Origin of the sequence: Paenarthrobacter sp. MSM-2-10-13 (genome assembly GCF_011605365.1) — a bacterium.
Lineage (GTDB): Bacteria > Actinomycetota > Actinomycetes > Actinomycetales > Micrococcaceae > Arthrobacter.
Genome location: NZ_JAAOXO010000013.1, coordinates 19,016 through 45,642, shown reverse-complemented (window position 1 = coordinate 45,642; position 26,627 = coordinate 19,016). Strand labels below are relative to the sequence as shown.

Sequence of the window (26,627 nt, the reverse complement as noted above, 5' to 3'; positions counted from 1 at the left end):
CCCGCAGAAATCAAGGGTCGGGCGTCACAGTTAGTCGGCAGTCCCGGCCGCCCCTTAAACTGGGTTGGTGAGTGACCAGCTTGAGCGACTTGACCGACTTCCCCTTCGGACCAACCTGCGTGGATTGAGCCCCTATGGCGCACCGCAGCTCGATGTACCGATCCTGCTCAACGTCAACGAAAACACTCATGGCGTCCCCGCAGATGTCCAAGCCGCCATCACTGAGGCCGTGGCCGCTGCGGCCACCGGGCTGAACCGCTATCCGGACCGGGAGTTCACCGAACTTCGTGAAGCCTTGGCCGAGTACCTTGGCCACGGGCTTTCCCCGGACAACATCTGGGCGGCCAACGGATCCAACGAGGTCCTGCAGCAGATCCTCCAAGCCTTTGGTGGACCCGGCCGCAAGGCATTGGGCTTTCCTCCCACGTACTCCATGTACCCCCTGCTCGCGAGTGGCACTGACACCGAGTATGTCCGCGGAGTCCGCGCGGACGACTACGGGCTGGACGCCGAATCGGCCGCTGCTCAGGTCCGGGAAACGGGCGCCAACATCGTTTTCCTGTGCTCGCCCAACAACCCCACAGGTACGGGCTTGGGATTGGACGTCGTGGAGGCTGTTTACGAGGCCGGCGAAGCCAGCCAGGCCATGGTGATCGTGGATGAGGCCTACCACGAGTTCGCACACGACAACACGCCGAGCGCCCTGACCCTGTTGCCCGGACGCGAGCGTCTGATCGTCTCGCGCACCATGAGCAAAGCATTCGCTTTGGCGGGCGCCAGGCTCGGATACATGGCGTCAGCCCCGGAAGTCACGGACGCCATCAGGCTGGTCCGTCTCCCATACCACCTCTCTGCCGTGACGCAGGCAACGGCCCTCGCTGCGCTGAATCACCGCGAAGCCCTCATGGCCGACGTCGAGGACATCAAGGTCCAGCGCGACAGGATTGTGACTGAACTGCTCCGCATGGGCCTCCAGCCTGCTGCTTCGGACTCCAACTACGTCTTCTTTGGGGGACTGGAGGATCCACACACTATCTGGCAGGGCCTGCTGGACGCCGGCGTGTTGATTCGCGACGTCGGTATCCCGGGGCATTTGCGTGTCACCGCTGGAACCGAGCCGGAAACGACTGCGTTCCTGGAGGCCTTGGAAGCCCTGCTGGACGGCACCGCGCCGCACCACGCCTAAACTTGTTCCTAGACCTAACCCACCCCTCCGTGTATAAGGATGTCCCAATGAGCGAAACCGGCGCCGCGCCGACCGCTGCCCGCACCGCGCGCATGGAGCGCACCACCAGTGAGTCTTCGGTCCTGGTGGAGATTAACCTGGATGGTTCAGGCGTCTCGGATATCAGCACTTCGGTTCCGTTCTACGACCACATGCTGACGGCTCTGTGCAAGCATTCCCTGATTGACATGACCGTCAAAGCTACTGGCGACACCCACATTGACGCCCACCACACGGTGGAAGACGTCGCCATTACCTTCGGCGAGGTCCTCCGAACGGCACTGGGCAATAAAGCCGGTATTCGTCGCTTTGGTGAAGCCACGGTTCCTTTGGACGAAGCCTTGGCGCACGCCGTCGTTGATGTTTCCGGACGACCCTACCTGGTGCACGGTGGCGAGCCGGCCGGACAGGAATACCACCTGATCGGCGGACACTTCACGGGATCGTTGACCCGTCACGTTTTTGAAGCAATTACGCTTCACGCCGGAATCTGCCTCCACATGAACGTCCTGGCCGGCCGCGACCCCCACCACATCGTTGAGGCCCAGTTCAAAGCCTTTGCCCGCGCGTTGCGTGCAGCTGTTGAGTCCGATCCCCGTGTGGAGGGCATTCCCTCCACTAAGGGCGCACTATGAGCGGCCAGATTCTGAACAATGGAGCCGTGGCCGACGCCATAGCGTCCGTAAAGCCGGAGTCGCCTGAAGGCAAGCCAACCGTCACCGTGTTGGACTATGGATCGGGCAACGTTCGCTCTGCCGTCCGCGCCCTCGAACGTGCGGGCGCGCACGTGGTGTTGAGCTCCAAGCCTGAGGACGTGCTCAACGCTGATGGTCTGGTGGTGCCCGGAGTTGGTGCCTACGAGACCGTGATGAAGGAACTCAAGTCCGTTGATGCCATCCGCATGATCGGACGTCGGGTTGCCGGTGGCCGTCCTGTGCTGGCCATCTGCGTGGGTTTGCAGGTTCTCTTCGAAGCCGGAGTTGAGCACGGCACCGAGTCCGAAGGCATGGCTGAGTGGCCCGGCAAGGTTGAGCTCCTTCCCGCTCCAGTGGTGCCGCACATGGGTTGGAACACCGTGGACGTCCCCGAAGGCTCAAAGCTGTTCGAAGGTGTTGAACAGGAACGCTTCTATTTTGTGCACTCTTACGGAGTCCAGGAGTGGAACTTCGACGTCGTTCAGCCCCGTATGGCTCCTCCCATGGTGACGTGGTCCGAGCACGGTGCACGCTTCATTGCCGCAGTGGAAAACGGCCCGCTCTGCGCCACGCAGTTCCACCCGGAGAAGTCAGGGGATGCCGGGGCCCGGCTCCTGCGAAACTGGGTGGATAGCCTCCGTAAGCCCGCTTCGAAAGAATCCGGAAGCGGTGCCGCTTAGATGTGGTGGTCGGTATTACTTATGGGCCTCGCCGGCCTGCTGGTAGGTGGGGGGATCTCCTTCCATCAGCAGAAAAAGCCGCGTTGGGTTTCTATTTCTTTCTACGTGCTGGCAGGGATGTCCCTCCTGGCCGCCTATCTCCTGACGCTGGGAAACTGAACCAGTCGTTCAACTAGCCGCATCACCCTTTTCGAACTTCAAGGACACACATGACCTCCTCCGCCCAGTCCGTTCTGGAACTCCTGCCGGCCGTTGACATTGTTGACGGCCAAGCGGTCCGCCTCCTCCAAGGAGAAGCAGGCTCGGAAACCAGCTACGGGACCCCGCTGGAAGCAGCACTGAACTGGCAGAACGCCGGTGCCGAATGGGTGCACATGGTGGACCTCGATGCAGCTTTCGGACGTGGAGACAACGCCGCGCTCATCAGCGAGGTGGTGTCGCAGCTCGCCGTCAAGGTGGAGCTCTCCGGCGGACTGCGGGATGACGAGTCTCTTGAGCGTGCACTGGAACTGGGTGTCGCCCGCGTGAACCTTGGAACCGCGGCGTTGGAGAACCCCGAGTGGACCCGCCGTGCGATCGATCGCTTTGGTGACAAGATCGCCGTCGGCCTTGATGTCCGCGGCACAACGCTTGCCGGACGCGGTTGGACCAAGGAGGGCGGCGACCTCTGGGAGGTTCTTGCCCGCCTCGAGGATGCCGGCTGTGCGCGTTATGTAGTCACCGACGTCACCAAGGATGGAACCCTTCAGGGGCCGAACGTGGAACTTCTGCGCCAGATGGTTGAGAAGACCGGTAAGCCTGTGGTCGCCTCCGGCGGTATCTCCAGCCTGGAAGACCTCCGTGTCCTGCGCGAACTGGTCCCGCTGGGTGTTGAAGGTGCGATTGTTGGCAAGGCTCTCTACGCCGGTGCCTTTACTCTGCCCGAAGCACTGGACGTTGCCGGCCGCCGCTGATGCCTCATAACGCAGGTCACCAGCACGGGGATCAAGGTCAGGCCAGGCGCGAGCTACCCGGCCACATCGCGGCTGCGTTGGCCGGCGCCGGGGGAGCTACGGACTCTGCAGGCCAGCCCTGGGCCGGTAGGAGCCTCAGCGGTGACGACGCCAAGATCCACAATTTCGAGGACGACGACGGCTCAGCGGACCCCGGGTACGTAGCCGCCGTCGCGGCTCTGATCAACGGAACCGGCAGCGAGGCAGACGTTGTGGCCTCCTTGGCGACGGCACGGGTTTTCGTTCCGGTAGTTGCTCAGTTGGCTGAAGAAGCAGAAGGCGTTGACGGCCTGCACGCTGACAAGCAAGCGGATATGGCTTTGGTCACACTGAAGGCTCCTGATGGCCGCACGGCCATGCCGGTCTTTACCTCCGCAGCCGCTCTCGAGGCATGGCACTCGGAGGCCCGGCCGGTTGCCGTTTACGCCGCGCGTGCGGCGCTTTCGGCGGTATCCGAGGGCGCGCAGCTGTTGGTGCTGGATCCCGGTTCCGACTTTGCCTTTGTTGTGCGGCGCCCGGCCGTGTGGGCCCTTGCCCAGCAGAAGGACTGGACGCCGTCATACCTTGATGATCAACTGGAGTCAGCTCTCGCTTCAACGGTCTCGGCCTTTCAAACGGTCCGTCGCCTTGAGACGCAACCCGGCGGCGGTGTTGCGTCGCTGACGGCCGATGGCCGCCAGGTCTCAGGAGGCGGTGCGGGGCCGGAACTACGCGTTGTTCTTTTCCTTGAGGATGGACTCGACGCCGTAGCAGTGCAAACTCTCGTTGCCCAATTGAACGAGGCGTGGGCGCAAATGGATTCCTTTGCCGAAAGCGTTGATTCCATGGAAGTAAAACTGCAGCGTGCAGCACAGGAGCCCACGCAGTATTAACGGCAGTACCGGTTCCCCGGGGCTGCCCTGGGGAACAAGAGGATTTAGCCAGTGAACTTCGCTCTCTATAAAGAGATGCTGTCCATCCGACCTGTCCGGCGTTTGCTGATAGTGGGCATGATTGCCCGCATTCCGCACTCGGCTGCTGGCGTGCTGCTCACGCTGCACATCGTGCTCACACTTGGCCAGGGTTATGCCGCCGCCGGTGCAGCAGCTGCTGTGATGACCATTGGCATTGCGCTGGGCGCTCCTTGGCGCGGCCGCCGCGTAGACATGGTGGGCCTCCGCAAGGCGCTGATCCCTTCAGTCGTCTCGGAGACTGTCATCTGGTCGATCGTCCCGCATGTTTCCTACGAGTGGTTGCTGCCGCTGGTGTTCGTCGGCGGCCTTTTCACGCTGCCGATCTTCAGTGTCGTCCGGCAGTCTCTGGGCGTCATGGTCGACGGCGAGCAGCGGCGTTCGGCGTTCGCCCTCGACTCCATCGCCACCGAGCTGGTCTTCATGATCGGGCCGGCTGTGGGGGCAATCGTCGCCACCAGCGGTTTTTCGGCTATTGGGCTCACGGCCGTGGGCGTCTCCGTGTCCGTGGCCGGGCTGTTCCTGATGTGGTTCAACCCGCCCACCCGCAGCGAAGCGGTCTGTACTCCGCAGGAGTCCGCGGACCGGGCTGCAGCTGACCTGGTTGCTGCCGAGGCAGCGATGGTGGCGTCAGCGCCTGCCCACGTCCAGGAGGCGGCGTCGGAAATGGCGTCGTCGACATCCCGAACTGCAGGCCTTAGAAATCGTGTGGCCAGGAACTTTACGTGGTTCACCGTCTCTGTTGGTGCACTCTTCACTGTTGCTGCGGGATCGGGCATGGTGTTGAGCGGTTCCGATGTCAGCATCGTGGGTCTGTTGGAACGCGGCGGGCACCAGAATGAAATCGGTATTGTGTTCTTCTTCTGGTGCGCCGCGTCGGTGGTTGGTGGCCTCATTTACGGGTCCATGAAGCGGTCCATCTCGCCCATGCTCCTGCTGTTGGGCATGGCCGCATTTACTATTCCGATGGGATTTGCCCAGGACACCTGGACTCTGGCGTTCCTCTCGCTCCTGCCTGGCTTGTTGTGCGCCCCGGTCTTGTCTGCCTCTTCCGAGAAGGTGGCTGACCTCGTTGAGGAAGAGCGCCGGGGTGAAGCCATGGGCTGGTACGGCTCCGCGCTGACCGCAGGAGTCGCGCTCGGCGCACCTCTGGCCGGAGTCTTCATCGACACCGTTGGACCGTCCGGCGGGTTCGCGGCCGTGGGAATCGCCGGCGTCGTCCTGTGTGCGGCGGGACTCGTCCTGACGTCCTTGCGTCGCCGGGCAGCACGGGTCTGAAAAGCTCACCTGACGACGACGGCGGGTCGACCACCTGGTCGACCCGCCGTCGTAGTTTCTTGCCGTAGTTGGTGCTAGTTCACCGGTCCGGTGAACTTTTCGCCCGGGCCCTTGCCCGGTGCGTCGGGAATGAGTGACGCTTCGCGGAAGGCCAGTTGCAGTGAGCGCAGGCCATCGCGCAACGGACCTGCGTGCTGTGAACCGATCTCCGGGGCGGCTGCCGACACCAGGCCGGCGAGGGCGGTGATCAGCTTGCGGGCCTCGTCCAAGTCCTTGAGGTCCTCGGCATTGGGGTCATCTGCCAGGCCAACCTTGACGGCCGCCGCACTCATGAGGTGGACGGCGCCGGTAGTAATAACTTCCACGGCCGGAACTTCAGCGATGTCGCGGATCTGCTGGGACACCCCGGCATCAACGGCGGGGGCGGCGTCTTCGCTATAGGAGTTACGGGAATTGCTGTCTTCAGTGCTCATACTGGTAAGCTTGTCACAGACCGACTGGAAGTCGTTATTCACAGGCAACATGCGCAATACATGCTCCCGCCTCACGCAATGTGCGCTTGGCGGGTTGTTTCTGTAGAATTGGTTTTCAGTTTGCAAGCGGAGTTCTCTCCCACCCGCGTCAGCCGCTCCCTTCGGGGACAGGATCCCTTTTCGGGACAAGAGGTTGCCGGGTACCTGGTCGGACGCTTTTGGAGGCACTGCCTCCGGATGCGTGTGCTTCCCTGGAGGAAGTGCTACCGATCTTCGAGGCCTTCGATTGCACCAGCAATTGGGGGCCTTCTCTATTTGCCGGTGACATCACCACAACCACAGGAGCTTTAACATTAGCGAGCCAAGAATCAATGAGCGTATCCGCGTCCCCGAGGTGCGGTTGGTCGGTCCTGCCGGCGAACAGGTAGGAATTGTCCGCATCGAGGACGCCCTGCGTCTTGCTGCCGAGTCCGATCTCGATCTCGTTGAAGTTGCCCCGCAGGCTAAGCCTCCTGTTTGCAAGTTGATGGACTTCGGTAAGTACAAGTACGAAGCCGCAGTGAAGGCCCGCGAGGCCCGCAAGAACCAGACCAACACGGTTCTGAAGGAAATCCGCTTCCGCCTGAAGATCGACAAGCACGACTACGAAACCAAGCGCGGACACGCACTTCGGTTCCTCGGTGCCGGCGACAAAGTGAAGGCCATGATTCAGTTCCGCGGCCGTGAGCAGCAGCGCCCCGAGATGGGTATCCGCCTGCTGCAGCGCTTCGCTGAAGATGTTGCTGAGGTTGGCATCATCGAGTCCAGCCCGCGCATTGACGGACGCAACATGGTCATGGTGATCGGCCCCCTGAAGAACAAGGCTGAAGCCAAGGCTGAAGCGCGCCGCGCTACGCAGCGTGCTGAAGCCAAGGCGCAGAATGAAGCCAAGGCGTCCGGACGTGTTGACACCAAGGGCGAGCAGGCTCCGATGACTCAGAGCCTCGCTGACCTTCTGCCCGAGGGTTTCAAGGTCACCGAAGAGGAGACCACGCAGGAAGCGGCCGAAGCCCCCGAGGCCCAGGCATCGGTTACTGAAGAAGCTCCCGCTGCTGAGGAAGCAGCGGTTGCTGAAGAGGCCCCGGTTGCTGAAGAAGCACCTGCTCCGGATGTTGAAAAAGCACCCGTAGTGGAGGCGCCTGCAGTAAAGGCAGCGCCGGCACCGGCCAAAGCAGCTCCCGCCAAGGCAGCACCGGCACCTGCGAAGGCAGCCCCCGCCGCCAAGGCTGCACCAGCTGAAGCAGCTCCGAAGCCAGTGGTTCCGGCAGCCGCCCCGAAGCCCGCAGTTCCTTCGGCTCCGAAGCCCGTCGCCAAGCCGGCAGCTCCCAAGCCGGCAGCTCGGCCCGCAGCTCCCAAGGCTGCGCCCAAGCCAGCATCACGCAAGACCAACTAGTTCAACGCCGTGGAGGCTCTGCCTCCATCGGCAAGCAACCAGCACGCCGACCCTCGTAGGCCGGCTGCACGATAGAATCGCGGACTTGTCCGTGGATACGTAAGGAGATCGGTTCCCATGCCGAAGATGAAGACCCACAGCGGTGCTAAGAAGCGCTTCAAGCTGACCGGTACCGGCAAGCTGAAGCGTCAGCAGGCCAACCGCCGTCACTACCTGGAGCACAAGTCCTCCAGGCTGACCCGTCGCCTCGCCGGCGACAAGCTCGTCTTCAAGGGCGACGCCAAGGTCATCAAGAAGATGCTCGGCGTCTAAGTTCCAAGTTCTTTGGTTACTGCCATCCGGCAGGGACCGACTACACCAAAAGCCTTCTCAGGCCGGCCGGGTTTCCGGCAGTAGCAGCTTGGGATAAAGATTTCTGAAGGAGTACGCACGTGGCACGTGTGAAGCGGGCGGTAAACGCCCACAAGAAGCGCAGGGTTGTCCTCGAACGCGCAAAGGGTTACCGCGGTCAGCGTTCGCGCCTTTACCGTAAGGCCAAAGAGCAGCTGCTGCACTCGTTTGTGTACAGCTACGGTGACCGCCGCAAGAAGAAGGGCGATTTCCGTCGCCTCTGGATCCAGCGCATCAACGCTGCATCCCGCGCCAACGGCCTCACCTACAACCGTCTGATCCAGGGCCTCAAGGCCGCTGAGGTCGAGGTTGACCGCCGCATGCTGGCCGAGCTGGCTGTCTCCGACGCCAACGCTTTCGCCGCTCTGGTGAACATCGCCAAGGCAGCACTTCCGGCTGACACGTCCGCTCCGGCCGCTGCTGCTGCTCCCAAGGCTGCTGCTCCCAAGGCTGCCAAGGTTGCTCCGGCTGCTGCCACTGCAACCGCTGTCAAGGCTGTCGTTTCCGAGAAGCCGGCCATCGACGGCGCAGTTGCTGCTGATGGCGACGAGGCTCCGGAAGGCTACGCCATCAAGGGCAACGCTGAGTCCAAGAAGTACCACGTTCCGGGTTCCACCTGGTACAACACCACCGCTGCTGAATACTGGTTCTCCACGGTTGAGGCTGCAAAGGCTGCCGGCTTTGAGCCTGCAGGCGGAGAAGCCCGCCAGCAGATCAAGAACTAGTCGCAACTGCCACTAAAGTTCTTTATATGAACGAAACCGGGCGCCCGCAAGACTTTCCGATGACCAACCCCCGAGCTGATCGGGTGAGGGACGTCGCCAAGCTTGCCGGGCGCCCGGCCCGTTTAAAGCGCGGTCGTTTCCTTGCAGAAGGACCGCAAGCGGTGCGTGAGGCGTTGACCTTGCACCGTGAGCGCACCGCGGCCGGAGGTCCCGCCGTCGTGCATGAAGTTTTTGCCAGTGAAGCGTGCTTGGAGCGCCTTCCTGAGCTTGCCGACCTCGCACAGGGAACCCTGCTCCGGCTTGCCAGTGACGAAGTCCTTGCGGCCATGGCTGACACTGTAAACCCCCAGGGCATTGTTGCCGTGTGCAGCTTCGTGGATGTCAGCCTTGAGTCGGTACTCGACGCCGGTCCCCGCCTGATCGCGGTGATGTGCCAGGTGCGCGACCCCGGCAACGCCGGAACTGTGCTGCGCGCGGCCGATGCTGCCGGCGCCGATGCTGTTGTCCTCACCGGCTCGAGCGTGGACATCTACAACCCCAAAGCTGTCCGCTCTACTGCGGGTTCCCTCTTCCACCTGCCGGTTGTACTCGGCGCCGATGTTGACCAGCTCGTAGCGCAGTGCCGGGAGCGCGGGATCGGCATTCTGGCCGCTGATGGCTATGGATCCGTCAACCTGGACCAGCTGCAGGACGAGAATGCGGCGCGGAGACTCGGGAATGATTCCGTAGCTTCGGACTATGCCCTCGAGTCTCCTACGGCATGGCTTTTCGGTAACGAGGCACAGGGGTTGTCGGACGCCGAGCTGGCACTGGCTGATCACCGGGTGGCCGTACCCGTCTACGGGGCAGCTGAAAGCTTGAACTTGGGCACGGCCGCCACCGTGTGCCTTTATGCCAGTGCGCGTTCCCAGCAGAGCGCCAGGCCGGGGAATGTGTAAACAGCTCTAGGCTTTGACCACGTAGATTTAACGCAAAAGATGGGCTCCGCTACGGCGGAGCCCATCTTTTTGTTCCTGCGCTTTGTCTCGTCGCTAGGTGTTGGGCGGCGCGTCGGATCCGTGGCCCCTGATCAGGGGCGCGTCGGTTCCGCGGCGTCTGTAGGCGGAGACGTGACCAGGGGCTTTCTGCGCTCCAGCAGGCCGCTGAGCAAAGCTACTCCAAGGCCGAGGATGGCCAGCACAGCGCCCACCAACGCCGGAGCAACGTAGCCCCAACCCCAGGCAATAACAGTTCCGCCAAGGAACGCGCCGAGAGCATTGGCGATGTTAAGGGCTGAGTGATTCAGAGAGGATGCCAACGATGCCGCGCCAGGTGCAGCGTCCAGGAGTCGGGTCTGCAGGGCAGGGGTCAGCATGGAGCCGATGCCGCCCACTACGAACGCCATGATGAAAGCGGCCCAAGCCCAGTGCGCAGCGATGGCGTAAACCACCAGCGCTACGGCGATTCCCGGCATGACCCAGTAAATGGTGCCCATCACGGACTTGTCGGCAAGGCGTCCGCCAAAGATATTGCCCACCACCATGCCTAGTCCGTAGAGGGCCACGACGGCGGGGATCAGGTTTTCGGGTATTCCAGCCACGGATGTCATGGTGTGTGCGATGTATGTGTACACGGCAAAGAAGCCGCCAAATCCAATGACGCCGATCAGCAATGCCAGCCAAACCTGAAGCCGCTTGAGTGCTCCGAGCTCGCGCCGGATGCTCGCCTCCGGGTGGGCTGCTTCGAAGGGGACGAACTTCCACACCATGGCAACGGTCAAGAGTCCGATTGCGCCGACAATGACAAAGAGCAGCCGCCAGCCGAAGGTCTGACCCACCCACGTGGCCACAGGGACGCCGATGACGTTGGAGACCGTGAGTCCTGCCATCACCATGGAGATTGCCCATCCCCTCTTGGTAGGGGCGACGAGGCCGGCAGCGATGACGGCTGCCACTCCGAAGAAGGCTCCGTGGGGAAGGCCCGAAGCAAAGCGCGAGAGCAGCATGAAGCCGTAGTCGGGTGCGATGAAGGACGTCAGGTTCGCCACGGACAGGAAAAGCATTAGCCCCAGGGCAAGGTGCTTTCGGGGGAGCTTTGCCCCGAACGCTGCGAAGACGGGAGCGCCAATGACCACACCCAGGGCGTAAGCCGAGATGAGGTTGCCGGCCTCGGGGGTGCTGATGCCCAGCCCTTCCTCGATCTCCTTCAACAGGCCCATCATGGCGAACTCGGTGGTTCCGATGGCGAATCCGCCCATGGCCAGGGCCAGGATTGCCAGGCCAAGGTGGTTCCTTGCTGCTTTGGCGGTGGCGGACGGGGACACAGTGGTAGTCATAAGCCTGCTTCTTGAGGGTGCCTTGTGGGCTGGGGAATGCGGAGAAAAATCCGATAACAAGTTTAGTCCCGGGCCAGTGACTTGGGGCCGGTTTGTGACGATGCCCATGGTCCGGACCACCATAGACTGTTGCGGTGACTGGATTGATAAATGTCGTGGGCGCCGCCGTCGTCGACTCCCTGGAGGCCCCGACCCGCCTGCTGGCCGCACGCCGCACAGCACCACCCCAGTTTGCAGGGATGTGGGAATTTCCGGGTGGCAAGGTGGAAACCGGAGAATCAGCGGAGGATGCCCTGCACCGGGAGCTCGCCGAAGAACTGGGAGTTCAAGTGAACCTGGGACCGGAGCTGGAGTCCGGCAACATCGTCGGGTGGACGCTCAACGAGCGCGCTGCCATGCGGGTGTGGTTTGCCGAACTGACAGCGGGGGAGCCGCGGCCCCTGGAAGATCACGATGAACTGCGCTGGGTGTCGTTAGCTGACAGTGACCAACTACTCGGTCTTCCGTGGATACCGGCGGACCTGCCCATAGTCCGGGCCTTGCTGGACAGGGTTGCCGCTCCAGCGTGAGAACAAACGCTTAGAAGAGCGGCTGTTGCCCCGGGAGGGGAGCACTGACTCGCGCGGGGGCCGCTGTGGGACCGGAAGCGCCGCGGGCATTCCGATGGCTGAATCCAGACGTCCCAGTGAAGCCGTACTTCGCCTTGAAAAAGGTGATTCTTCCTGTGAGCCAGGTGCGGTACTCCTTGGAGGCATAGGATCCCTGGCCATAGAGCCGCCGGTACTTACCCACAAGTTCCGGATGCTGGGCGGCCAGCCATTGCATGTACCACTCGCGTGTTCCGGGCTTGAGGTACAAAGCCCCCGCGGTGACTCCGGTGGCTCCAGCCTTGGTCAGTTCAGTGAAGAGGGAGTCGAGTGCTTCGTCCGAGTCCGTGAGCCACGGGAGAATCGGCATGGCCATAACGCCGCATCCTAGGCCAGCGTCTCGAAGACGGGCGATGAGCTTCAAGCGCGCCCTGGGAGAAGGAGTGCCGGGCTCGATCAGTGCAGCCAGATCTTCGTTGGTCATGGCCAGAGAGATGCCCAGGTCCACAGGCACTTGCGTAGCTGCGTGCTTGAGCAGTGGAATGTCCCGCGCCAGCAGTGTGCCTTTGGTCAGAATGGAGAATGGTGTTCCTGAATCGGCAAGGGCCCGGATGATTCCTGGCATGAGGGCGTAGCGGCCTTCTGCGCGCTGGTAGGGGTCTGTGTTGGTACCCAGGGCCACTTGCGGACGTTGCCAGGAGGGTCTAGCCAGTTCTTTGCGGAGAACTTCGGCGGCGTTGATTTTGACCACCACTTGCGAATCGAAATCCCGGCCGGCGTCGAATTCCAAGTACGTGTGGCTCTTGCGGGCAAAGCAGTACACGCAGGCATGGCTGCAACCGCGGTACGGATTAACGGTCCACTCAAACGGCATGTTGGATCCGGTTGGCACCTTGTTGAGCACTGACTTTGCGGTGACCTCATGGAAGGTGACGCCCGAGAACTCGGGTGTTGAGATGGAACGCACAAGCCCGGCCAGTGGCAACAAGGCATCCAGTGCCGGGGCAGGGCCCGGAGCCTGAGTGTCACTGGTTTCTGACGCCGGTCCACGCGAAGGTGACAATGCTTGTGCGTCCCATCTCATGGACTCTATTCGAAGGTATGTTCGAATGAATGTCAAGGCCTTGAGACCAATGACCGGATCACAGGGGCTGGCGCATTGCTAAGGTTGGCCCATGATTCTGCTGACCGGCTTCGAACCTTTTGCTGAGGACACTGTGAATCCTTCGTGGCTGGCAGCGCGGCGGGCGAGGGAGTTGCTCGCCGCGGAAGGCATCACCGTTGAAGCGGTGGAGCTGCCGTGCGTCTTTGGCGAGTCGGCAAAGGTTCTCACCGATGCCATAGCCCGTCTGAACCCTGACATTGTGGTCTGCACTGGCCTTGCCGGAGGCCGTGGACGGATTTCCCTGGAACGCGTCGCCATCAACTGCGATGACGCCCGGATACCGGACAACAAAGGGCAGCGCCCCATTGATGAAGAGGTCGTCCCGGGCGGGCCTGCGGCATACTTCTCCAGCTTGCCCATAAAAGCTGCGCTCCGAAACCTCCAGATCGCGGGAATCAAGGGAGAAGTCTCACAATCTGCCGGCACCTACGTGTGCAACCACATCTTCTATGCGCTGATGCACTCGTTGGCAGCCAAGCCCGGTATCCGCGGCGGATTCGTTCACGTCCCCTATCTGCCGGAGCAGCTTCCGGAAGGCAGCGCAACGCCGTCCATGCCGTTGGAGACGATGGCAGAAGGAATCGCCGATATTGTCAGGACTGCCCTGCACACGCAGGCCGATGTGAAATATTCGGCCGGGGCTATCCGCTAAACAAGCTCCCATTCAACCCGGATGCTCGCCGAAACCGAGGACTCTCCAGCTTCCACGGGCATGGACTCCGCAGTGAAGGATGCCCTCACCATTCCACCCAAGGGTATGGGGCCGCCGTGCAGCGGCTCCTGGGAGATGGAGACCACCTTCCCAAGCCGGGACGAAGCCAGCGATGCGTACTGTTCGGCTCGGGCCACAGCATCCTGCCACGCCGCCTCCTGCGCCTGGGCAGTGACGGAAGAAGAATCTGCAAAGCCTTGTTCTATCCCGTTAATCCGGATCTCGTCTCCGCCGGCAGCAACAGCGGCAGCGATCGCAGCTGGAGCGTCCGCCTGGGAACGGATGCCCACCTGCAGATCGGTGGAAGCCACGTAGGCTGTCACTTTCTGACCTTGCCCCTCCACCCAGACAAGGTCTGCGCGAAGGTTCAATCCGCTCGTTCGAAGATCCACGGCGGAAACACCCGCACCCCGCAAACTGGCTGCAACAGCGTTGGCCGTCTTGCCGGCGTCGTCATAGGCTTCAGCGGCCGTGCCGCGGCGCGTTTCCACACCGAGCGTCAAGGTCACCAAATCCGGAACAGCCTTCGCGCTCGCGGTTCCCGTGACAGTGATGGTTCGGTTCATGCTTCGGCCTCGATTCGCTGGCCCGCAGGGCTGCCCTGCCGGCGGGGGTGAGTGTCAACGTAGCCGCCAGCTGCAAGGCCGGCCTGCCGTTCAAAGAAATTCCTCGACGCCGGATTCCCGCTTCGAAGCATGGACCAACCAGCGGCGATGCCGTAAAGGGCCAGGAAGGGAAGGCCGAGACAGTACGCGTACTGGGTACTGTGCCGTTCCTCATGGCCCAAGAGCACTGTGTTGCTTCCGGCCACGCCCTGCGGCGCCCGGTACAAGATGACGTTGCCCAGGGTAAAAGCGCCGGCGTGTGGGAGTTTCCAGTGATATCCGGCAGCGATCAGAAGCCCGCGGGGGCCGCTGGACACGGCACACCGGGACGCAGCTGCCACCACCAATCCCAACGGCGTGGAGAGGTTGAGGACGTTTGCGATCTGCCGTACGCGCTGCGCGGGAGTCATGAAGCCATGCTAACCCGGTGGTGTATGGCGCGGCACGGGTGGCGGAGATACGCTAATCGGGCACCCGCCGGTGCCGCACTTACATTGGGGGAAGAGGGAAAATGAACGCGAAGCGCGCCGTGGGCGTCGTCGGTGTATTGATCGCACTCATGCTGGCATTGACAGGTTGCGTCAAGATCAACATGTCCGTGAAGGTCAACAATGAAAAGAGCGTGGACTACGAGGTGGTCTACGCCATCCAAAAATCCGTGCTGGGAGATAAGTCCTTCGACGAATTCATGGAGTCGAACGGTACAGGGGGCCAAGGCATGGACGTCCCCGACGGTGCCACCGTGGTGGATTACGAGGATGAGAAGTACAAAGGCAAGCGGATCACCGCTGCCAACCTGGACCCAGCCAAGCTGGCGGAGTCATCCAGCTCCGAGAGCCCCTTCGAACTGAAAAGGGACGGGGACTTCTACGTCATCTCCATGGGCGGAGTGACCGGCGGTGAAAGCGGCGACTCCTCATCATCCGCCATGGCGAAGTCCATGTTCGACGAAGCGTCTGTGAAATTCACTTTCCCGGGCAAAGTGGTGGAGGCTAAAGGTGCCACAGTTGATGGCAACACGGCCACGTTTGACATGCTTTCCGTCAATGAGTCAGTGGTCCAAGCCAAGGCAGAGGCCAACGCTGGAATTCCGATGTGGATCATCTGGATCCTCGTGGCAGTCCTTGTCATTGCCGCCGCGCTTGTCCTTCTGTTCGTCCTGTTGCGCAAGAGGTCTTCCCGGCAGGAACCGGCGCTCGCCGGTGCAGCTCCGTACGGACAGCCGGGTTATGCAGCCCAGCCGGGTTATCAGGCACAGCAGGACCATCCGGTCCAGCCGGGCCAGGAGGGCTACCAGTCCCAGCCCCAACCGCCGGCCCAGCGCCCCCAGCAGGACTGGGCAGGGCAAGGTTACACTCCGGGTGCGCCGGCTCAGCAGCCCGCCCCACCGCCGGGCCAAACGCACGACGACGGCCCGGTACCTCCGCCGCCGCCGGCACCGCCCGCTTCCGGCGCCTAGGCGCTGCCGGATTTCTGGGACAGCTACTGCCCCTCAGCGGTTCCCGCCGCGTTATGGGCTGTACAAATTCGCGGCGGTTAAATCCCGACTGTGAGGTTCAACTAGACTGAAGGGTAGTGCCTGCCGTCCGCGGCGAGCACTACCCTTTCGTTTTGCAGGCCTGCCTTGCCAGGCCGTTCCCTACTCGTAGCTAAGAACAGTAGATGACTGACACTTTGCCAGGCGCTGCCATCCCGAATCCGCTGGATGAAGCCGCCATCACCGCCGCCGTCGAGGACGCCATTGCTGCTATTGCGGCTGCTTCCTCCCTTGAAGAACTCAAGGCTGTCCGCCTCGCCCACACCGGTGAGAAGTCGCCGCTGAGCTTGGCCAACCGTGAAATCGGTGGCCTCGCCAAGGAACACAAGGCTGCCGCCGGCAAGCTCATGGGTTCATCCCGTGGCCGGGTCAACCAGGCGCTCGCAGCCCGGACCCAGGTTCTCGAAGCCGAGAACGACGCCCGCATTCTGGTGGAGGAAACTGTGGATGTCACGGCGGGTCCGCGTCGTCGGCGTGCCGGTGCACGGCACCCACTGTCCACGCTGCAGGATCGCGTCTCGGACATCTTTGTTGGCATGGGTTGGGAAATCGCCGAAGGCCCCGAGGTGGAGTCCGAGTGGTTCAACTTTGATGCCCTGAACTTCAAGCCGGACCACCCGGCGCGCGAAATGCAGGACACGTTCTTCGTGGAGCCACCCGAAGCCCACTTGCTGATGCGCACGCACACGTCCCCGGTGCAGGTTCGTTCCATGCTGGAACGCGAAGTGCCCATCTATGTTCTGTGCCCGGGCAAGGTGTTCCGCACCGATGAACTCGATGCCACGCACACGCCTGTCTTCCACCAGTTCGAAGGGCTGGCGATCGACAAGAACCTCAGCATGGCGGACCTCCGTGGAACGCTGGAGCACTTCGCCCGCCAGATGTTCGGCGACGACGCCTCCATCCGCCTGCGGCCCAACTACTTCCCGTTCACCGAGCCGTCCGCGGAGCTCGACATCTGGCACCCGGGTGCCAAGGGCGGTCCGCGGTGGATCGAGTGGGGCGGCTGCGGCATGGTCAACCCCAACGTCCTCCGGGCAGCCGGCATCGATCCGGACATCTATTCAGGTTTTGCCTTCGGTATGGGCATAGAGCGCACGCTCATGTTCCGCAATGAGGTCGGCGATATGCGCGACATGATCGAAGGCGACGTACGTTTCAGCGAGCACTTCGGGATGGAGATCTAATAGTGCGTATCCCACTTTCCTGGCTGCGTGAATTCGCGCAGGTTCCGGCCGATGCAACGGCCGAAGACGTCATGGCTGACCTGGTCAAGGTTGGTTTCGAAGAAGAAGAAGTCCACCGTCCCACGGATGAGCTGACGGGTCCCGTTGTGGTTGGCCAGGTTCTGAGCCTGGTCAAGGAGCCGCAGACCAATGGCAAGACCATCAACTGGTGCCAGGTCCGCGTGGTTCCCGAGGGCCAGGAGCAGACCCTTACCGGCGAGGGCATTGATCCTTCCGGCGTGCAGGGCATCATTTGCGGTGCCCACAACTTTGTTGAGGGCGACAAGGTTGTTGTCACCCTGCCGGGCGCCGTTCTGCCCGGAAACTTCCAGATCTCGGCGCGGAAGACCTACGGTCACCTGTCCGCAGGCATGATCGCTTCCGTCCGTGAGCTGGGTATCGGCGATGATCACGACGGCATCCTGGTGCTCTCGCGCATCGGACTGGACCCGGAAATCGGCTCAGACGCGATGGAACTGCTGGGTCTGTACGACCAAGCAGCCGAAATCAACGTCACCCCGGACCGCGGGTATGCCTTCTCCATCCGCGGTGTGGCCCGCGAGTACGCCCACGCTACCGGAACGTCGTTCACGGACCCCGCGTCCAAGGTCAACGCACCGGCTTCCCTGCAGGGCGGCTACGGCGTCAAGCTCAACGACGACGCGCCCATCTACGGCAAGTCCGGATGCGACCGCTTTGTGGCCCGCACAGTCCGTGGCGTGGATGCTTCCCGTCCCACACCGCCGTGGATGTCCTCCCGCCTTCGCCTGGCCGGGGTCCGCTCCATCTCGCTGCCGGTGGATATTTCCAACTACGTGATGCTTGAGTTGGGCCAGCCCAACCACTGCTACGACCTGGACAAGCTCTCGGGCGACATCGTGGTTCGTCGTGCGGTGGCCGGTGAGGAGATCACCACCCTCGATGACAAAGAGCGCACGCTCGACGTCGAGGACCTCCTGATCACTGACGACTCCGGCGCCATCGGCATTGCAGGCGTCATGGGCGGTGCCCACACTGAGGTGTCCGATTCCACCACGAACATCTTGGTGGAAGCCGCGCACTTCGATGAGGTCTCCATCGCCCGGTCCCGTCGCCGGCACAAGCTGCCGTCCGAAGCTTCCAAGCGCTTCGAGCGCGGTGTTGATTGGCACGTTGCCAACATCGCTGCGCAGCGCGTCGTTGACCTCCTGGTGGAACTTGCCGGGGGTACGGCAGACGAGGCCGGGACCGACGTCGGAACCCCTCCTGAGGCTGTCACCATTGAACTGCCCGCCGAGTTCGCCGCCGCCCGGATCGGCATCGATTTCACCGAAGAGCAGATCACCACATCCTTGGTGGACCTGGGTGCAACTGTGGAGAAGACGTCGTCGGGTTACGTTGTGACCGCTCCGAGCTGGCGCAATGACCTCGAAACCAAGGAAGACCTCTCCGAGGAAATCGCCCGGCTGGTGGGCTACGACAACATCCCTTCAACGCTTCCGGTGGCGCCTCCGGGCCGTGGTTTGAGCCGCAGCCAGCAGCAAAAGCGCCGGGTAGTCCAGGCTTTGGCTGATGCAGGACTCACAGAGGTGTTGTCCTACCCGTTTGTCTCCAAGGCCGCCAACGACACCTTTGGCGTTCCAGCTGAAGGTGAAGCCCGGCCGGCCCTCAAGCTGGCGAACCCCATTAGCGAGGAACAGGGATACCTCCGGACGTCCATCTTGCCGGGCCTTATAGATGTAGCCCGCCGCAACCACTCACGTGGTTTCCGCGATTTGGCTGTGTACGAGGCAGGTTTGGTGTTCCTCCCGGGCGAAACCCTGGGCACGGATTCCATCCCGCCGCTGGGCGTCAAGCCTTCCGATGAGGTTCTGGATGCACTGTACGACGGCGTCCCGCACCAGCCATTGCACATCGCCGCTGTCCTGACCGGACATGATTCACCGGCCGCTGCGACGCACACGCCTCGGGCGTGGGATTGGGCAGACTCTGTTGACGTGGCACGCCTGATCGCCGATGTTCTGGGCGTGGAATTGGTTGTCAGCCAGGGAAGCCACCAGGCGTTCCACCCTGGCCGTGCAGCTCAGCTCTCGCTGCGCAACGGCGACGTAGTGGGCTACGCCGGCGAGCTCCACCCGAAGTTGCTGGCTGCGCACGACATGCCTGCCCGCTCCGTGGCGCTTGAGGTGAATGTGGAAGCGTTGTTCGAAGCTGCTGCTGACGTGATCGTGGCCAAGCACATCTCCGGATTCCCTGTTGCGACGCAGGACGTCGCCTTGGTTGTCCCGCAGGACGCGCCGGCAGACCAGGTTCTGGCAGCGCTGCGTGAAGGCGCAGGCCAGCTCCTCGAAGACGTTGCGCTGTTCGATGTCTACGCGGGTCCCGGCATTGAGGAGGGCAAGAAGTCGCTCGCCTTTGGCCTGCGTTTCCGCGCCGATGACCGTACTCTGACTGCGGATGAGGCATCCGAAGCCCGCGCTGCAGCCGTTGCTGTTGCAGCCGAGCGCTTCGGAGCTGTGCAGCGCTGATATTGCTCGCGATTGATCATCCCCGGAACCATATGGTTCCGGGGATTTTCTTTTATCGAGATTGAACTCCCAGCATCTTGACAGACTATTCATGCGTGTATGACAGTTTTGTCATGCACATGTGAAACATGTGTATCACATCCCTCGCACGGTTCCATAAGAGCCGTCCTTTGAAAGGTACCCATGAAGAAGCAGAACGTTGCTTTGCTTGTCGGGGCAGCAGTAATGGTCCTGACGTCCTCGTTTGGTGGAGCTGCAGTGGCGTCAGGGTCGACGCCCCAAGTAACCGCTGCCGAGGTTCAGCCCGTAGGGCACACGGTGGACAAGACGAAGACGTCGGGCTCAGCCGCATCCCCTCTGGCCGACAAGTACACCATTGCCGCACCCACCAAGAATGGCGGCGCTTCCACGGACTCAGTCATCGGCGCCGATGGCCGGGTAAGAATCACCAACACCACGGCAGCCCCCAATCGCTCCATCGTGCAGATTGAGTTCAACGGCGGCTACATCTGCTCCGGCGCGCTGATCTCCGATGACACAGTGCTGACGGCTGGACACTGTGTCCATGAGGGCGGCACCGGCTCCGAGGCCGACTACTCCTGGGGCGTCAAAGTTGCCCCAGGCCGTAATGGTTCAACCGACCCCTACGGCACATGCGGTGCAACGGAGATCTTCACGGACCAGCGCTGGATCGACTCGGCGAACACCAACGCCGACTGGGGCGTCATCAAGCTCGACTGCACTATCGGCAACACCACCGGCTGGCTCAACTACACCGGTACCACCGCGAGCCTGAACGGCACCAGCACCACAGTGCGGGGATACCCGGGGGATAAGGCCTTTGGCACCATGTGGACCATGACCGGACCCATTGAGAGCACCACCACTGAGAAGGTCTTTTACAAGATGGACACCTACGGCGGGCAAAGTGGCGCCCCTGTCTATAACAGCTCCAACACCATCGTGGCGATCCACACCAACGGTGGTAGCTCCAACTCAGGCACCCGCATCACGCCTACGCTGGCCAACTACCTGACCTCGGTGAAATAGCCCAGCTGAGTTAACCCGCCGACAATTGTTCCCCGCAGTGTGATCCTGACTGCGGGGAACACGTACGTCCGAGGGTGGGGCGCGGGAGAAGCGGCTACAGTTTGCTGGGGAGAAAACCGGAGAGGAGGTCGGGATGGACAGCCCGGTGCCTGAGCTGCGCGAGCTCCATCTTGTGCCTACCCCTGGTGCCAGCTTTAAGGGTCTCGGTGAACCAGCCCAGAAACGCGCACTCCGTTTCGCCAACGCCAAGGACCGGGAAGAATTCGTTGCCGGCCGGCTCGCTCTCCAGCGCTTCGCCGCCGCGCTCCTCGACTTGGACCCTGCCCGGCTGGTGCCGAACTATCACTGCCCGCAGTGCGGCCCCCGCCAGGACCACGGCCGCCCTGGGTTCATGCTCGACGGCGGTCCGGCACCTTTGGTGCTGAGCGCGTCCCGGGCGTCGGGCTGGGTGCTGCTGGCCGGCGTCGTACATCCAGCGGATGGCCTCCGGCTGGGAGTGGACCTTGAAGTGGTCGGCCAAGCAGCGTTCGAAGGTTTTGACGATGTCGCATTGACCGTAAACGAGAGAAACTTTCTAGCGTCCACCCCGCCCCGGGATCGATCCAGCCAACGCGCCCGGCTGTGGGCGCGCAAAGAAGCCTGGCTGAAAATGACCGGTGAAGGTTTGAGGCACAATCCCGCGGAGCTGGATGTGCTGGACCGTCCTGGCCTGCGGGACATTACGGGCGCTGAAATTCCTGACGGGCTCGTCGCAGCCCTGGCTATCGGCTGAGGATTACGGAAGCGCGGGCAGCGCGGACTGGTAGAGCCACGGCCGAAGAATCGCGGCAGCATCGAAACCCGGTATGAACGAATCTGCAGCTACTACAAAGGATTCCGTTGATACTGAACCGTGCCTGTTCAAGGCAGTCCAGTGCTGAAGGAAACCAAAGAACGCCTCGTCCCCAGCTGCCATCCGCACAGCGTGAACGGCCAAGGCACCCCGCTTGTAGACGCGGTCATCGAACATCAGCTCGGGACCGGGATCGCCTACCAGCAGATCCTGGGGACCGGCGCTAAGCCTCTTCCACGCGGCCGTTGCCCGCGCGGACACCGTCATGGTGCGGGATTCTTCTGACCACAACCACTCCGCGTAGCAGGCGAAGCCCTCGTGTAGCCAAATATCCTTCCAGCTGGTGACCGTGAGGGAATTACCAAACCACTGGTGGGAAAGCTCGTGGGCGATCAGACGCTGGGCATCCCAGGTATCACGCATATGGTTTCGGCCGAAGATGGAGACGGTTTGGGCTTCGAGGGGAATTTCCAGTTCGTCCTCGGTCACCACTGAGGTGTAGTCGGCGAATGGGTACGGCCCGAAGCAATCCTCAAAGGTGCGCATCATGTCCGGCTGGCGCCGCAGGCCTTGAAGAGCATCCACGGCCAACTCGGGCGTGACTGCGACGAACTGCGGCACCCTGGGATGGGTGTCGTCCACGTGCAGCGGAACCTTGGCGTAGCGCCCGATCTGCACTGTGGCCAGGTACGTCGCCATGGGCTCAGACTGCTCGTAGACCCAGGTTTCCCTGCTCGACTTTCGCGAGTGGGAGATCAGCCTGCCGTTGCACACGGGACGGTAGTTGTCGTCAGTGGTCACGGAGATGAAGAAGCTTGATTTGTAGCGCGGATGATCATTGCAGGGGAACCAGGACGCCGCGCCGTTGGGCTGTCCGGCCACCAGGACGCCGTCGTTGAGTTCCTCCCAACCCACATCGCCCCAGAGGCCGCGGCGCGGCTGCGGATTGCCGTCGTAGCGGATCTCGAGGGAGAACTGCTGGCCCGCCTTGAGCGGTGACGCGGGGTTAAGCACCAGGTGTTCGGCCCGGTGGCTGAACTTCTGCAGCTTCTTGCCGTCCAGCTGAACCTTGCTGGCCCGCAGGCCCACCAGGTCAAGAACAATCTGCGGCGTAGCTTCCAAGGCTGTGCAACGCAGGACCGCCTTGCCGATCAGCTTGTTGCTGCCCAGCCTGACATCGAGGTCCAACTCGTACCTGTCCACGCGGTAGGCGCTGCTGCCGTGGTTCAAGGCGTAGGGGTCGGCTTCGGTCGTGGGAGTGGTGATTGGTGCGGCCATATCCGTCCAATCTACTTCAGGCGCGGCGCTTGTGCCGACGGACCCACCCAGGGGCTCACCGGGTTGCCCATCCAATACGAACCGGCCGGGACGGTTTCGCCGCGCATGACCAACGACGCCGGGCCAACGGTTCCGCCGTTGCCGATACTGGCCGCGGGGAGGATGACGCCATGCGGACCCATGGTGGCTCCGTTACCGAGCGTGACGGTGTCAAGGCTCATGACACGGTCGTGGAAGAGGTGTGTTTGGACCACGCAACCACGGTTGACGGTTGAATTCTCACCGAGGGTCACGAGGTCGGCTTCGGGGAGCCAGTAACTTTCGCACCAGGTGCCGCGGCCGATTTTCGCGCCAAGTCCGCGCAACCACCACACCAAGGCAGGAGTTCCTGCAGCAGAGCGCGCAAACCACGGGGCGCTCACCATCTCGATGAAAGTATCCACCACCTCGTTGCGCCAAATGAAGGAGCTCCACAACGGGTGCTCGCCGGCCCGGATGGTCCCCACCAGAACCCATTTGGCCACGATCGAACTCAGTGCAGCTACGGCCCCTGCTGCCAGCATCACCACACCACCTAGGACGGCTGCCAGCCAGTAGCCCCATCCGCTCGCTATCCAGTCCAGCACCAGCATGACACTGAGGGCGATGGCGACCGTCAGGATGACAGGCACCAAACGGCACAGTTCCCACAAGGCCCGCGCAATCTTGAGCCTGCGGGGAGGCTGGAACGTGCGGGTTTGGTCAGCGGCCACCGCGGTGCGTCGCAGCCTGACGGGCGGGCTGCCCAGCCAGGAGGTGCCTGACTTTGCTTTGGCCGGGGTGGCGGACAGTACCGCAACAAGGGAGTTCTTGGGCACGTTTCGTCCCGCAGCGGTCATGCCCGAGTTGCCAAGGAAGGAGCGTTTCCCTATTTTGGCTGGAGCAATCTTCATCCAGCCTCCACCGAGCTCGTAGGAGGCCACCATGGTGTCGTCAGCCAGGAAGGCGCCGTCGCCGATGGTGGTCATTTTCGGAACAAGCAGCACCGTGGAGGCTTCCACGTTTTTCCCAACTTTGGCCCCGAGGAGGCGCAGCCACATCGGTGTGAAAAGGCTGGCGTAGACCGGGAAGAGAAGGTCCCGGGCCATGTCCAGAAGGCGTTCCGTGGCCCAAACCTGCCAGCCAACGCGGCTGCGGACCCGGTAGTAGCCCTCTTGTAGGCCCAAGCCCAGGAGCCGGGCAACTACCAGGATGAGAACCAGGTTGCCGAAGAACCACACCAGGGCGGCCAGCGGGACAGCCAGGGCAATCTGTGGAAGTGCTGTTTGCAGCGATTCGTTGCCTTGGATAAAGGCCAGGATCACCAGCGCGCCGGCGAATGCGGAGATATAGGGAATGAGGGCCAGCAGAGCCGAAGCGCTGGCGAAGGCGATCAACCAGAACCGGTCAACCACGGACCGCCGGCTGACGGTTTCCGGCCATTCGTGCTTGGCTTTACCGCGGCGCTCCGCGGGGGAGCCGGCCACGAGATGTCCGGCTTTCACTTTGCCCAGCACGGCCGATCCAGCATCGACGTGGGCACCGGCCCCAATGGTCGCTCCGGGCATCAGGGTGCTTCGTGCTCCCACAACGGCACCAGCTCCCACATGGATTTGTCCGATGTGGACGGAATCCCCGTCCACCCACCAGCCGGAAAGGTCCACTTCGGGCTCGATGTTCGCGCCGCTACCCAAGGACAGCAGGCCCGTCACCGGGGGCAAGGAGTGCAGGTGGACGTCCCTGCCGATCTTTGCACCCAGGGCACGCGCGTAGTAGGGGACAAACGGGGCGCTGGCCAGTCCGATAGCGCCCGAGAGGTCCTGAATCTGTTCGGCGAGCCAGAGCCTCAGGTGAGTCTTGCCGGAACGCGGGTAGGTGCCGGGCTGGATTCTGCCAAGCAGCGCCCTGGCTGCAACCACTGACATTGCCATCCGCCCCAAGGGGCTGACAAAGATGAGCCAGGATACTGCGATCCACCACCAGGACACCACGGGTGCTGCAGCAAAGCCGACAAAGTCCGCCAGCAGCTTGTTTGCAGCCATCAGGTAGGTCAGCCACCGCATGCCCACCAGGACGTGCAATGGCACGCCCATCAGCACCTGGAATATTTGCGACTTCAACGCAGTAGGGCGGACGGTGCGCTCAGCAGCAGGCCCCGGCAGGCCGCCGTCGGGAAGTGATTGCCGTGCGGCCTCGATCAGCGCGCCGACGCGCGGCGTGGCATAGATATCAGCCACGGTGATGGTGGGGTAGCGGACGCGAAGGGCGGAAACGAGTTGGGCCGCCGCCAGGGATCCGCCCCCGTAGGAGAAGAAGTCAGCGTCGAGCGAGCTGACCGGGGTGCCCAGTACCGCCTCCCACTGCTCTACAACCCAGCGTGCGTCATCTGGAAGGTTCAGCGGCGCGTTGCCGGCCTCGGTGGCGCCCGCTCCTGCAAGTGGCCAGGGGAGTGCGTGGCGGTCAACTTTGCCGCTGGTCTTGGTGGGGAGCGAATCCACCACGGTCAGCAACGGGATCAACGCCGCAGGGAGGCTCTCGCCCAGGAGCCGGCGTGCCTCCTCCATGGACACTTCATGACCGTCAGCGGGGGCCAGGTATCCAACAAGGATCTGATTACCGGCCGCCGTCGTCTGCACGGCCGCAGCGGCACCGGCAACGCCAGGCAAGGACTGAAGCGCTGCATCTACTTCGCCCAGTTCGATCCGTCGCCCGCCTAGCTTGACCTGTTCATCGGCCCGGCCCATGAAGATCAAGCCGTCCGCTTCGAAACGCACCAGGTCACCGGAACGGTAAGCGCGGTCCCATCCCAGCGAGGTCATGGGGGCGTACTTCTCTGCGTCCTTGGCGGGATCGAGGTAGCGGGCCAGTCCCACGCCGCCTATGATCAGTTCCCCGATCTCGCCTTCAGCCACCGGAACGCCCTGCGGATCGACGACGGCGAGGTCCCAACCATCCAGGGGCAATCCGATCCGCACGGGGCCAGGTCCGCCAAGGGGAGCAGCGCAGGCAACGACAGTCGCCTCAGTTGGGCCGTAGGTGTTCCAGACCTCGCGGCCGTCCACGGCGAGGCGTTCGGCCAGCTCGGGCGGGCACGCTTCGCCGCCGAAGATGAGGAGTCGGACGTTTTCCAGCGCTTCAGCCGGCCACAGAGCCGCAAGGGTGGGCACCGTGGACACGATGGTGATCCCATGGTTGATGAGCCACGGCCCCAGATCCATGCCGGTCCGAACCAGGGCTCGTGGTGCGGGTACCAGGCAAGCTCCGTGACGCCACGCCAACCACATCTCTTCGCACGAGGCATCGAAGGCTACGGACAGGCCGGCAAGCACCCGGTCCTGGGGTCCAATGGGTTCAGCCTGGAGGAAGATCCGGGCCTCGGCATCGACGAACGCGGCCGAGGAACGGTGCTTAACGGCCACGCCCTTGGGAGTGCCGGTAGATCCGGAGGTGAAGATAATCCAGGAATCGTCGTCCAGCCCGGGCTTGGTCGCTGTGGAAACAGGTTCCTGTGCCGCTCCGGATAGCTGGATCTCCAAGCCGGCAGCGATGACTGCCCCCACCTTGGCCTCTCCGAACACCAGACGGGCACGCTCATCGGGGTCGTCGGCATCCACGGGAACGTAGGCGGCGCCGGCCATCAGGATTCCCAAGATGGCGATGTAGAGTTCGTTGGTTCCGGAGGGGATCCGGACGCCGATCTTGTCTCCCCGTCCAAGCCCTAAAGTGTTCAACCGTGCGGCGAAAGCCTTGACTGCCTTCAGCAGCTCGGTATAGCTCAAAGACTTATGGCCGTCATCCAGCGCCGAGGCCTCGGGGAAGGACTCAGTGGTCTCTTCCAGGATGTCCACGAGGGTCCGCCCGGCGGGTGCTGCGGTGCCGCCCGGGAACTGGGGGCGGTAAGTGGTCAAGGCAGGCGTCTGCCCGGCTCCCACGGGATGTTCTGTACTCACGGGCAC

At 62.7% G+C, this 26,627-nt stretch carries 24 protein-coding genes; 17 read left to right on the top strand and 7 right to left on the bottom strand.

Annotated features, from left to right (window positions below; translation table 11 throughout):
• The first annotated feature begins 67 nt into the window (after positions 1-67).
• The 6 genes from HAV21_RS19405 to HAV21_RS19380 all read left to right on the top strand — a co-directional run bounded on the left by HAV21_RS19405 (position 68) and on the right by HAV21_RS19380 (position 5,820).
• Positions 68-1,186, top strand: a complete 1,119-nt coding sequence (locus HAV21_RS19405; RefSeq protein ID WP_142939622.1) for a histidinol-phosphate transaminase — start codon at positions 68-70, stop codon at positions 1,184-1,186.
• 47 nt (positions 1,187-1,233) lie between these two features.
• On the top strand, positions 1,234-1,860 hold the full coding sequence (gene hisB, locus HAV21_RS19400) for an imidazoleglycerol-phosphate dehydratase HisB (protein WP_142939621.1): 627 nt from the start codon (positions 1,234-1,236) through the stop codon (positions 1,858-1,860).
• Complete coding sequence (gene hisH, locus HAV21_RS19395) at positions 1,857-2,600, top strand: imidazole glycerol phosphate synthase subunit HisH (protein WP_142939620.1); 744 nt, start codon at positions 1,857-1,859, stop codon at positions 2,598-2,600. The genes hisB and hisH overlap by 4 nt, the downstream gene beginning before the upstream one ends.
• A gap of 209 nt (positions 2,601-2,809) precedes the next feature.
• On the top strand, positions 2,810-3,553 hold the full coding sequence (priA, locus tag HAV21_RS19390) for a bifunctional 1-(5-phosphoribosyl)-5-((5-phosphoribosylamino)methylideneamino)imidazole-4-carboxamide isomerase/phosphoribosylanthranilate isomerase PriA (RefSeq protein WP_142939619.1): 744 nt from the start codon (positions 2,810-2,812) through the stop codon (positions 3,551-3,553).
• Complete coding sequence (locus tag HAV21_RS19385; RefSeq protein ID WP_166842806.1) at positions 3,553-4,464, top strand: SseB family protein; 912 nt, start codon at positions 3,553-3,555, stop codon at positions 4,462-4,464. Before priA ends, HAV21_RS19385 begins: the two co-directional genes overlap by 1 nt.
• Positions 4,465-4,515: 51 nt before the next feature.
• Positions 4,516-5,820: an MFS transporter gene (locus HAV21_RS19380; RefSeq protein ID WP_166842805.1), complete on the top strand. Its 1,305-nt coding sequence runs from the start codon at positions 4,516-4,518 to the stop codon at positions 5,818-5,820.
• 74 nt (positions 5,821-5,894) lie between these two features.
• On the opposite strand, the gene HAV21_RS19375 is transcribed toward HAV21_RS19380, so the two are convergent.
• Positions 5,895-6,293, bottom strand: a complete 399-nt coding sequence (locus HAV21_RS19375; protein WP_142939616.1) for a DUF1844 domain-containing protein — start codon at positions 6,291-6,293, stop codon at positions 5,895-5,897.
• A gap of 352 nt (positions 6,294-6,645) precedes the next feature.
• Between HAV21_RS19375 and infC the strand changes: the two genes are divergently transcribed.
• The 4 genes from infC to HAV21_RS19355 all read left to right on the top strand — a co-directional run bounded on the left by infC (position 6,646) and on the right by HAV21_RS19355 (position 9,778).
• On the top strand, positions 6,646-7,725 hold the full coding sequence (gene infC, locus HAV21_RS19370) for a translation initiation factor IF-3 (RefSeq protein ID WP_166842856.1): 1,080 nt from the start codon (positions 6,646-6,648) through the stop codon (positions 7,723-7,725).
• 117 nt (positions 7,726-7,842) lie between these two features.
• Complete coding sequence (gene rpmI, locus HAV21_RS19365) at positions 7,843-8,037, top strand: 50S ribosomal protein L35 (protein ID WP_011774324.1); 195 nt, start codon at positions 7,843-7,845, stop codon at positions 8,035-8,037.
• Between the two features lie 119 nt (positions 8,038-8,156).
• Positions 8,157-8,840 (top strand): 50S ribosomal protein L20, encoded by a 684-nt coding sequence (rplT, locus tag HAV21_RS22605; protein ID WP_142939614.1) that lies wholly within the window; start codon positions 8,157-8,159, stop codon positions 8,838-8,840.
• A gap of 26 nt (positions 8,841-8,866) precedes the next feature.
• Entirely contained in the window at positions 8,867-9,778 is a 912-nt protein-coding gene (locus HAV21_RS19355; RefSeq protein ID WP_166842804.1) for an RNA methyltransferase, read from the top strand.
• 131 nt (positions 9,779-9,909) lie between these two features.
• Here HAV21_RS19355 and HAV21_RS19350 read toward each other — a convergent pair whose 3' ends face one another.
• A complete protein-coding gene (locus tag HAV21_RS19350; protein ID WP_142939612.1) occupies positions 9,910-11,154 on the bottom strand; it encodes an MFS transporter in 1,245 nt (414 codons plus the stop codon).
• A 134-nt stretch (positions 11,155-11,288) separates the two neighbouring features.
• On the opposite strand from HAV21_RS19350, the gene HAV21_RS19345 reads away from it, so the two are divergent.
• Positions 11,289-11,723 (top strand): (deoxy)nucleoside triphosphate pyrophosphohydrolase, encoded by a 435-nt coding sequence (locus tag HAV21_RS19345; RefSeq protein WP_166842803.1) that lies wholly within the window; start codon positions 11,289-11,291, stop codon positions 11,721-11,723.
• Between the two features lie 10 nt (positions 11,724-11,733).
• Here HAV21_RS19345 and HAV21_RS19340 read toward each other — a convergent pair whose 3' ends face one another.
• On the bottom strand, positions 11,734-12,825 hold the full coding sequence (locus tag HAV21_RS19340; protein WP_166842802.1) for an Rv2578c family radical SAM protein: 1,092 nt from the start codon (positions 12,823-12,825) through the stop codon (positions 11,734-11,736).
• Positions 12,826-12,916: 91 nt separating this feature from the next.
• Here HAV21_RS19340 and pcp point away from each other — a divergent pair, with 91 nt between their 5' ends.
• Entirely contained in the window at positions 12,917-13,558 is a 642-nt protein-coding gene (pcp, locus tag HAV21_RS19335) for a pyroglutamyl-peptidase I (protein WP_142939609.1), read from the top strand.
• Here pcp and HAV21_RS19330 read toward each other — a convergent pair.
• Together HAV21_RS19330 and HAV21_RS19325 are read right to left on the bottom strand one after the other, a co-directional pair.
• Positions 13,555-14,184, bottom strand: a complete 630-nt coding sequence (locus HAV21_RS19330; protein WP_166842801.1) for an SIMPL domain-containing protein — start codon at positions 14,182-14,184, stop codon at positions 13,555-13,557. The two genes, pcp and HAV21_RS19330, sit on opposite strands and share 4 nt — an antisense overlap.
• On the bottom strand, positions 14,181-14,633 hold the full coding sequence (locus HAV21_RS19325) for a hypothetical protein (protein WP_166842800.1): 453 nt from the start codon (positions 14,631-14,633) through the stop codon (positions 14,181-14,183). The genes HAV21_RS19330 and HAV21_RS19325 overlap by 4 nt, the downstream gene beginning before the upstream one ends.
• Positions 14,634-14,734: 101 nt before the next feature.
• On the opposite strand from HAV21_RS19325, the gene HAV21_RS19320 reads away from it, so the two are divergent.
• The 5 genes from HAV21_RS19320 (at position 14,735) to HAV21_RS19300 (ending at position 21,315) form a co-directional block, all read left to right on the top strand.
• Positions 14,735-15,682: a hypothetical protein gene (locus HAV21_RS19320; RefSeq protein WP_166842799.1), complete on the top strand. Its 948-nt coding sequence runs from the start codon at positions 14,735-14,737 to the stop codon at positions 15,680-15,682.
• Between the two features lie 203 nt (positions 15,683-15,885).
• On the top strand, positions 15,886-16,947 hold the full coding sequence (pheS, locus tag HAV21_RS19315; protein WP_142939605.1) for a phenylalanine--tRNA ligase subunit alpha: 1,062 nt from the start codon (positions 15,886-15,888) through the stop codon (positions 16,945-16,947).
• A 2-nt stretch (positions 16,948-16,949) separates the two neighbouring features.
• Positions 16,950-19,493 (top strand): phenylalanine--tRNA ligase subunit beta, encoded by a 2,544-nt coding sequence (gene pheT, locus HAV21_RS19310; RefSeq protein ID WP_166842798.1) that lies wholly within the window; start codon positions 16,950-16,952, stop codon positions 19,491-19,493.
• Positions 19,494-19,676: 183 nt separating this feature from the next.
• The gene (locus HAV21_RS19305; protein ID WP_142939603.1) at positions 19,677-20,543 is read left to right on the top strand and encodes a serine protease; all 867 of its coding nucleotides are present in this window, start codon (positions 19,677-19,679) and stop codon (positions 20,541-20,543) included.
• A 133-nt stretch (positions 20,544-20,676) separates the two neighbouring features.
• Positions 20,677-21,315 (top strand): 4'-phosphopantetheinyl transferase superfamily protein, encoded by a 639-nt coding sequence (locus HAV21_RS19300; protein WP_166842797.1) that lies wholly within the window; start codon positions 20,677-20,679, stop codon positions 21,313-21,315.
• Between the two features lie 3 nt (positions 21,316-21,318).
• Here HAV21_RS19300 and HAV21_RS19295 read toward each other — a convergent pair whose 3' ends face one another.
• Entirely contained in the window at positions 21,319-22,653 is a 1,335-nt protein-coding gene (locus tag HAV21_RS19295) for a M1 family metallopeptidase (RefSeq protein ID WP_166842796.1), read from the bottom strand.
• A gap of 11 nt (positions 22,654-22,664) precedes the next feature.
• The gene (locus HAV21_RS19290; RefSeq protein WP_347877676.1) at positions 22,665-26,621 is read right to left on the bottom strand and encodes a Pls/PosA family non-ribosomal peptide synthetase; all 3,957 of its coding nucleotides are present in this window, start codon (positions 26,619-26,621) and stop codon (positions 22,665-22,667) included.
• Between the last annotated feature and the right edge of the window lie 6 nt (positions 26,622-26,627).